Here is an 801-nt window from a genome sequence, read left to right on the forward strand (position 1 = left end):
AGACAACTAGAAACGGTCTCGCTGCATATTGCAGAGCCTTATTTAGTGACTAGAGGAAAAGCGATAATTCAAGCCATTAGAAATCAGACGAATGCCGTCATTGATATTAGTACATGGGGAGACACCAGTGAGAGTTTGATCTTGCAAGGAGAGGTCGATCTAGGCGTACACGTACTAAGTGATAAGCCTCAGAGCTTTTACCAAAAACGTCTTCACCGTGGTTCTGGAGCATTTATTGGCAACGTTGAGTCTAAACAATACGTAAAATTTGTCGTTCCTGGTGTTAACGACCAAATACATCACTTTCATCAGCTTGATCCTACGATAGAGCCTCAAGTATTTGTCGATAATTATCAGCTCATGTCGCAGTTAATGGATGAATTCTATACCTTGCAATATTCGAAAGTGATGGATGATACCCAGCCGGATTTGAGCCTTGAGGTGGCTTTGATCATGAAGTCATCGCGTCGTTATTCATCCAAGATAGCGTGGCTATGTGACTTGCTAACCCCAATCCTGAATCAAGATTAAATGTGCTTGAATTGAAAAGAGGCTCATGTGAGCCTCTTTTTTGTGTTGCAACATCACTATTCCAATAGCGGGATAATTACAGTGCCGAAAGATAAGCTTTGTAGGCTTTGAGGCGAACGGTCGCACCGCCAATAATGTCCATGAAGCCGAGCATGGGGTGAGGCTTGGTCGCGGATACCCAGCCAGAACCAGTCGCTCCGATAGGAATGTTATAGCCTTCTGGCTCATCAAACTCGATGACGACAGTTCGGCCATGATCATTCATGCTGT

General features: G+C 44.2%; 2 pseudogenes. One reads left to right on the top strand and one right to left on the bottom strand.

From position 1 onward, the window contains the following. A pseudogene (locus tag KIV40_RS27330) lies at positions 1–531 on the top strand (LysR family transcriptional regulator); the annotation flags it as partial. Positions 532–607: 76 nt separating this feature from the next. Here KIV40_RS27330 and KIV40_RS27335 read toward each other — a convergent pair. Further along, positions 608–801, bottom strand: a pseudogene (locus tag KIV40_RS27335) (hemolysin D); the annotation flags it as partial.

Source organism: Vibrio sp. D173a (assembly GCF_030248475.1).